Here is a 6,164-nt window from a genome sequence, read left to right as displayed (position 1 = left end):
AATGGAGGTGCTGGTGTCCTGGACCTTCTTCAGCTGGGCGACCGAATCGTCCAGGACGTTGCGGTAAGCGTCGGTCTGCGCCTCGGCGCAGATGGCGCGGCCGTCAGCCAGGCCGACCTGGTGGCCCACCATCCAGGAGCCGACCGAGGTCAGCACCAGGAGCAGCACCAGGAGCAGGCCGAGGCGCCAGGTCACAGCACTTCCCGCACGGCGTTGCCGATCAGCTCGGCGCTGTAGGGCTGCTGGCCGTTTTCGTGGCGGATGATCGCGGTGACCAGGGCCGCCAGCGTCGGCTGATCCAGGTGAAGGCCAGCCTGCGGCGGGACGCCCAGCTCGCGGGCCACGGCAGCGGCATAGGCGCGGGTGTCGTTCTCATTGGACGGCGCCCAGCGTGCGATCAGGGATTCGACGGTGCGCAGGCCGTGGACCTTGCGGTAGTTCAGGAGCAGCTTTGCCAGGGCGCGAATGCCGTTTTGCGGGGTGTCGAAGCGGGAGAAGCGCGGCTCGACCTTCGGGTCGTGCGGGAGCTGTCCCTGCCAGTTGTTGCGAGCCGACCACACCACGTTGCCGGGGTTGTTGTTGCGAATGCCGCGAGGTTGCAGGGCCATTACTAGACCTCCAGTTTGCGTTTAACCCACTGGGCGAACACGCCCAGCCACGAATCACCGTCGCGCTCAAACAGGCGCAGCGCGGCGCCGATCAGCCACCAGGCCGGCAAGCCGGCAATGACCAGGAGCGGCGCGGAAACGAACAGCAGGCCCACGGCTGGGTCCAGCTGGTAGAGGCTGGCGACCACCCGCGCGGAGTCGAAAAGCTCGGGGCGGTTGGTGTGCAGGTAGACGACCAGGAGCGGGCCGAACACGCTGCTGGCGACGATGGTGCAGAACAGGCGGGCAAAGCCTTCCTTCATGGTCTTGGGCCACAGGACCAGGAAGCCCAGGGCGGCGGCCAAAGCCCCCGCGCCAATGTGGATGCCGAAGAGCTTGAGCAGCGCGGCGCTGCCGGCCGAGGTGGATGCGGGATCAGGCATTGGTTGCTTCCGTTGCGAGCGATGCCCGAATTGCGGATAGGTGGCCATTGCCAACCTCCGGTGCGGACTTGGTGAAGTTGGAAATGCGGTAGGAGGTATCGGTGACGCGGGGAGCAGGGATAGGGCCGCGTCGCATCGACTGGGCACGGCGGTCCATCATCTCGCGGTAGGCTTTGACCTTGGCGAAAGCATCCTCCACATGGGCGCGAACCAGCGGCCGCCACACTTCCGGGCAGGCTTGCAGCAGCTCATTGCGGCGCTCGCGGGTGCCTTCCGCCAGGATGGCGGCGGCATAGTCGCGGGGGCTGCGCGGTGGGTGCGGATGGCTGGATGTGCTCATGCCGCCATCGTGGCGACACGCGCGAGGCGGGATTAGCGGAAGGGGTTCAACGGCTGAGACAGGGCTGGCGAGAAGACGCCGGCCGGGGCGTTGCGCCCCGGCTTAGTGGAACAGGGTGGACTGCTGCGGCGAAGGCTCGCTTGGCCGGTTCACAACCTCCCAAATCCAGCGAGAGGACAGTGAGTACTCGCGCGCCAGATCGTTGAGCAGGCTACGGACGGTTTGCCCATCCCGCAAGCCCCGCTCGAAACGCTCGGTGATTTCCAGATCACGCCACCGCACCAGGGCCTTGTGGCAGCGGGCGACGTAGATTTCCTCGCCCTTGTAGTGGGCGTGGAGCTGCTCTTCAATCTCGCTGCCCACCAGCTCGGCCAGTGCTGCACGGCGGGCCTCGCCCCTGCGCGCCCGGCCTTCGGCGATGCGCCAGAGCGTCCCGCCGAGCTGCTCGACCACCACCAGGGTGGATGGCAGGCCGATACGGCCCGCCATGTCCCTGACGTTGTCCGGCAGCATGTCCTGGACCTGGCGCAGATCGATGTCAGTGGTGCTCATGCCGGCTCCTGTCGATGATCAGTGCTTGCATCAGGCGATACAGCTGGTCGTCGTCCAGCCACTCCACGCGCTCGCGCTGGAACATGCGCTTGGCCATCGCGTCGGCGTAGCTCCAAGGGCGCGATGCACTGGCCAGCAGTGCCTCGACCTTCTTCAGCACGACCTGGCGGTTTTGGGGCACTTTTGGCGTGGCGCGGCCCTGCTGTTTGCTCTCCGGTTTCCAGCCCAGGCGCTGGAACTCGGCCAGCACCTGGGCGACCTGGCGCGGCCCCAGCTCTTTGGCCGAGCGCACGCCCGCGACACGCCCCAGCAGCGCGCGATAGTCGTCATCGTCCAGGCCCAGCTGGGCCTTGGCGATGTGGATTTTGGCGAGGTTCACGTTGCGCAGGCTCATTGAACCCTCCGGCGACGTTCCTGGTGGTACTCGTTCACGCAGCAGCGACACCAGCTGTCGAGCTTGCCTTCAGCGCGCGGGCTGAAGAACTCGCCGTCAGCCGGCCAGTATTCGTCGCAGCGCGGGCAAAGCTTCTCCTGGCCCCAGGGCTCCAGCACCAGACGGGGCTTGGCGGCGGGTGTCAGCATCTTGCCGTTTTCCATGTCGTTCCCCTTATTCGATGCGCTGGATGCTGGTGTTGTTGGCGATGAGGTGCTTTTTCAGGCTGTTGAAGCTGGTCCAGTCCGCGTGGAACCACACATGCCGCTTAGCAGCCAGCTCGGTCGCCCGGCGTTTCCCAAAGGTTTTGCGATACGCCTCAATTTCCTTGGTGCTGAAGAAAGCCTTGCTCGACTTACGCAAGAACCTCCGGGCCTCTTCATGCTTGGGCTCGCCATTCTCATCGGCGAAGCTCCATGCGCCTTTGTAGTGGCCATCTACAAACACGTAGGTGACCCACTTGCGGCTAGCGGGTTTGGAGTGCTGGACCAGCGACACCTTGAACTGATCGCACTGCAGCTCCATCGAGCCGTAGGGCGTGTCCATCTGCGCCTGCAGGTCATCCCAATCTTTCTGTTCCATGTTTTCCTCGGCTGCTCATCAGTACCCAGCCACCACGCTGGGCAGACCGCCCCGGCCAGGCCGGGAGCGGTTTCGCTCAGTGGCGCGTTTCGCTGAATTGCTTCCGGTGCGGCGGAATGCTGGCCAGGCGAAGCTCGAAATTCGCCAGGTCATGGAGCTGCTCGCCCAGGCGCTGAGCCGGGCTCTGCCGGATCAGGTCGCGCATGTGCGTCGGGCGGTCGTTGCGGATATCCATGGAGACGCCGCCGAGGACGTCTTCCAGGATGATGGTTACCTTGGCCATGGAGCCCCCTTAGCGTTGGCGGTGGAATTTGATGTTGAAGTCCCGCATCAGCTGGCGGGCGTGCTTCGCGCTGATGCCCACGGCTTTGGCGGCCTGTTCCGGTGTGGCGTCAAGCGCCGCCTGAACCATCAGGCGAGCCGCCAGCGTGCGGCCGTCCAGCAGCGCGGCCGGAACCTTGCGCTCTGGCTTCGCCTGGGCGGTCAGCTCGCGCATCTCTGCCTTGGGCTGCTCCGGCACCGAAGGCACGGCCGGCACGAACAAGTGCGCATAGACCGGGGTCCGGCTGGGGTTCAGGACGAAGGTGTACTTGTCGCGCATCTGATGGCCGACCTGCTGAATCTCACCGCCCTGGGCGAGAAACTCGGCGGTCAGCTGCTGCAGGCGCTGACGCTCGGCTTCGTGGTACGGCGAGCGAAGCGGCAGCGGGTCGGTCTGCGTATCGTGATAGCGCTCCATTTCACGCCCCCTTCCCGACGCCCTGGAGCTTCGCCAGGTCGATGTCGTCCTTCACCAATGGGGCCAGGATCGGCGCGAGGATGTTGCAGACATCCCCGCGCTGATGCGGCTCGTGATAGTCGAACAAGGCGGCGTCGATCAGTTGCCACACCTGCAGGTATTTCGGGTGGGGCATGCGGGCGACGCGATCCCCCGGCACGTCGATCAGCGACGACCCACAGTCAGGACAGCCGCAGCCCGATTTAGGCCGCTGCATGGTTTCGCACTGTGCAGCTTGCTTCTCCAGGGCGCGGATACGGGTGCGCAGCTTCTTCTCGACGGTTGCCTGCAGGCCAAGCACTTCGAGGGCCGCGTGGCACTGTTCCAGGTCGAAGTCCTCAAGGGCGCGCAGCCGACTCTCGGTGTCTACCGCGCCGTAGTCCTTGCCTGGCGGGATGAACGGATTGGCTTTGGCCATCTCACACCCCCGCCAGATCAAGGCTGATCTGTTCGAACTGGTCGCTATCGCCGACGCGCTCATAGACGCGGATGTAGGACTTGGAACCGGCTGTCTGGCAGGCTTCGCCGATGGCCTTCATAGCTCGCTGCCATCGCTCGTCCTGGATGTCCAGGCGACGCAGAGACAGCACGCGGGCGGTGCGGATTTCGCCGTTGGTGTCGGTGCGGAATGCATCGCTGACTAGGGTCACCACTTCAGGGCGTGCGCCCTTGGTCCAGTCGCTCAGGCATTCGTCGATCAGCTCGCGCGCCGCCTGGATGCGTTCATCGAACTGGATGGTTTCCTGGATGGCTTTTTTGATCATGTAGCGACCGTCAAAGCTCAGCAGCGACACGTTGCCCTTTTTGCCGCCGCGCTTGACGCCGTACTGCTCGACGGACAGGTCGACAAAGGCGTCGACGTCGCCGAAGGCCGAAGCCTTGAAGCGGGACAGCTCTTCCTGGACGGCCTTGGCCTTGCCCACCAGCTCCATCACCAACTGGTCACGGGCGAGGTCCACGGGCTTGATCAGGGCTTCAGCTACCAGGCGCTTCTGAGCGTCTACGCGATAGCCTTCGGGGATGGTTACTTGGTTCATGTGATTGGCTCCTACGGATCAGAAGAAAGTGAGGTCAGCGGGTGCGCTGGGGCTTTTGGGGCTGCGGTAGTCGAGGTAGCTGATGGGTTCGGACCAGGTCACCTCTACGCCCTGGAACCGCGCCACATAGCGGGTACTGCCGGCCGTGCCGTGGCGTTGGTAGCCGACCAGGAGCTGCAGCGATTCCAGGCGGCGGCCGTCTTCGGGGCTAAGCGTCAGCCGGTTGTTGCTCGGGTCGATGCAGTGCAGGCGGATGCCCATGCGCTGCAGGGTTCGCGTGGCGTCGTTGAAGGTGTGCAGGCTCACGGCCAGCTCAGGCGTCAAGAACTTCAAGCGCGATGCGGGCTGATTCATGGCTTCGTTCCTCGCGGTTCACGGTGGCGGTGTGGGGGTTGCGCGGGCAGACGCGGCACGCCTTCCAGCAGCGCATGGCAACGGGGTTATTCAGCGGCGCGGGCCGCTGCAGGTAGTCAGTGCACTGGGTGGAGGTCACCAGCTCGCCCTGGGCCGGGCACTCGATGCGGCTGAGCGCGTCCAGGACGCGGCGCTCGACACGAATGGTCGAGGGCGACGGATAGCGGTTGGCCAGGATGGTGCTGACGGTGGAGCGGCTCATGCCGATGGCTTGGCCGGCCTTGGTCTGGCTGCTGCGGGCGACTTCAGCCGCGAGCAACTGCACGAACGCGGGCGGGTGCTCGCCCCAGGCGGACAGGTCGACCTGGTTCATGCGCACGCCCTCTTCATTGCTTCTTCCGCGATGAGGGCATCTAGTGCCGCATTGGTTTCCTCTGCCGTCTTGGTTACCGAGCAGGAGCCCGGCAGAGAGATGCCCATTCCCAGGACGTTGACGATGTGGCGATAGCGCTCTGCGTCTGCGCGATAGCAGGCGACGGTTGCCTGCAGCAGCTCCAACTGTTCCTGCAGCTGTTCGCGTTCGATGCGCAGCCAGGTCAGTTCCTGACACTCCGGCTGTGCCTCTTCCTCACCAGACACCCACACCACCTTGTCCAGGTTGGGGTCGTACACCTGGCGAATCTCGGTGCGCTGCACCATGGGCGGACGCGGCCCGGTGTAGCGCTTTGGCGTGAGGATGTAGTAGCGGCCGTCGCGCTCCAGGTATCCGGCGTTCTTCAGGTCGCGGAAGTAACGCTGCACGCTGGAGGCCAGCACCTTGGTCCCGGTGGCGGCGACCTGGGCGGCAATCTGCTCGGGGGTGGCACGGCCGAGGATGCGCAGGGTGCGCCACATGGCCTCGGCGACGTAGCCCTTGCGGGTGGGGAAGCCCCGCCCGCCACCGATTCAGGTGCCGGGTGTCAGTGCTGGACCAAAAACCGTCGGTCAGGAGTAATACATTTCCGTCGGGTGAATCACCCAACAGGCGGGTCAGGGCGGTTGCGCTGGCGGTTGCGCTG

The 6,164-nt window shown here is 65.1% G+C and carries 14 protein-coding genes, 1 other RNA gene and 1 pseudogene; all 16 read right to left on the bottom strand.

The features are described 5' to 3' along the window. Window positions 1-195 (bottom strand): annotated as a pseudogene (locus QO207_RS31005) (hypothetical protein); the annotation flags it as partial. Continuing rightward, window positions 192-608: a structural protein gene (locus QO207_RS31000; protein ID WP_301535765.1), complete on the bottom strand. Its 417-nt coding sequence runs from the start codon at window positions 606-608 to the stop codon at window positions 192-194. The pseudogene QO207_RS31005 and the gene QO207_RS31000, both read right to left, overlap by 4 nt. A 2-nt stretch (window positions 609-610) precedes the next feature. After that, window positions 611-1,030, bottom strand: a complete 420-nt coding sequence (locus tag QO207_RS30995) for a hypothetical protein (RefSeq protein ID WP_301535766.1) — start codon at window positions 1,028-1,030, stop codon at window positions 611-613. Further along, complete coding sequence (locus QO207_RS30990) at window positions 1,023-1,370, bottom strand: hypothetical protein (protein ID WP_301536072.1); 348 nt, start codon at window positions 1,368-1,370, stop codon at window positions 1,023-1,025. Before QO207_RS30990 ends, QO207_RS30995 begins: the two co-directional genes overlap by 8 nt. Window positions 1,371-1,472: 102 nt before the next feature. After that, entirely contained in the window at window positions 1,473-1,922 is a 450-nt protein-coding gene (locus QO207_RS30985; protein WP_301536071.1) for a Mor transcription activator family protein, read from the bottom strand. Next, window positions 1,909-2,316 carry a gp16 family protein gene (locus QO207_RS30980; protein ID WP_301536070.1) on the bottom strand — a complete coding sequence of 136 codons (408 nt, stop codon included), beginning with the start codon at window positions 2,314-2,316 and terminating at the stop codon, window positions 1,909-1,911. The genes QO207_RS30985 and QO207_RS30980 overlap by 14 nt, the downstream gene beginning before the upstream one ends. Continuing rightward, on the bottom strand, window positions 2,313-2,519 hold the full coding sequence (locus QO207_RS30975; RefSeq protein ID WP_301536069.1) for a hypothetical protein: 207 nt from the start codon (window positions 2,517-2,519) through the stop codon (window positions 2,313-2,315). The genes QO207_RS30980 and QO207_RS30975 overlap by 4 nt, the downstream gene beginning before the upstream one ends. Before the next feature lie 10 nt (window positions 2,520-2,529). Beyond that, on the bottom strand, window positions 2,530-2,937 hold the full coding sequence (locus tag QO207_RS30970; RefSeq protein WP_301536068.1) for a hypothetical protein: 408 nt from the start codon (window positions 2,935-2,937) through the stop codon (window positions 2,530-2,532). A 5-nt stretch (window positions 2,938-2,942) separates the two neighbouring features. Beyond that, an RNA gene (locus QO207_RS30965) (hammerhead ribozyme type II) lies at window positions 2,943-3,015 on the bottom strand. Next, window positions 3,014-3,220 (bottom strand): hypothetical protein, encoded by a 207-nt coding sequence (locus QO207_RS30960; RefSeq protein WP_301535773.1) that lies wholly within the window; start codon window positions 3,218-3,220, stop codon window positions 3,014-3,016. Before QO207_RS30960 ends, QO207_RS30965 begins: the two co-directional genes overlap by 2 nt. A gap of 9 nt (window positions 3,221-3,229) precedes the next feature. Then, complete coding sequence (locus QO207_RS30955; protein WP_301536067.1) at window positions 3,230-3,676, bottom strand: hypothetical protein; 447 nt, start codon at window positions 3,674-3,676, stop codon at window positions 3,230-3,232. 1 nt (window position 3,677) lies between these two features. After that, entirely contained in the window at window positions 3,678-4,133 is a 456-nt protein-coding gene (locus QO207_RS30950) for a hypothetical protein (protein ID WP_301536066.1), read from the bottom strand. A gap of 1 nt (window position 4,134) precedes the next feature. Next, on the bottom strand, window positions 4,135-4,752 hold the full coding sequence (locus tag QO207_RS30945) for a DUF3164 family protein (RefSeq protein WP_301536065.1): 618 nt from the start codon (window positions 4,750-4,752) through the stop codon (window positions 4,135-4,137). Window positions 4,753-4,770: 18 nt separating this feature from the next. Continuing rightward, window positions 4,771-5,058, bottom strand: coding sequence for a hypothetical protein (locus QO207_RS30940; protein WP_367620497.1), 288 nt, complete (start codon window positions 5,056-5,058; stop codon window positions 4,771-4,773). A gap of 7 nt (window positions 5,059-5,065) precedes the next feature. Continuing rightward, window positions 5,066-5,479: a hypothetical protein gene (locus tag QO207_RS30935; protein WP_301536073.1), complete on the bottom strand. Its 414-nt coding sequence runs from the start codon at window positions 5,477-5,479 to the stop codon at window positions 5,066-5,068. After that, entirely contained in the window at window positions 5,476-6,000 is a 525-nt protein-coding gene (locus QO207_RS30930) for a hypothetical protein (protein WP_301536064.1), read from the bottom strand. The genes QO207_RS30935 and QO207_RS30930 overlap by 4 nt, the downstream gene beginning before the upstream one ends. Window positions 6,001-6,164: the final 164 nt, after the last annotated feature.

This window comes from Pseudomonas sp. CAN1, assembly GCF_030462585.1.
Classification (GTDB): domain Bacteria; phylum Pseudomonadota; class Gammaproteobacteria; order Pseudomonadales; family Pseudomonadaceae; genus Pseudomonas.
Note: the sequence above shows the minus strand (reverse complement) of the source record. Positions and strands in the feature narration are given on the sequence as shown.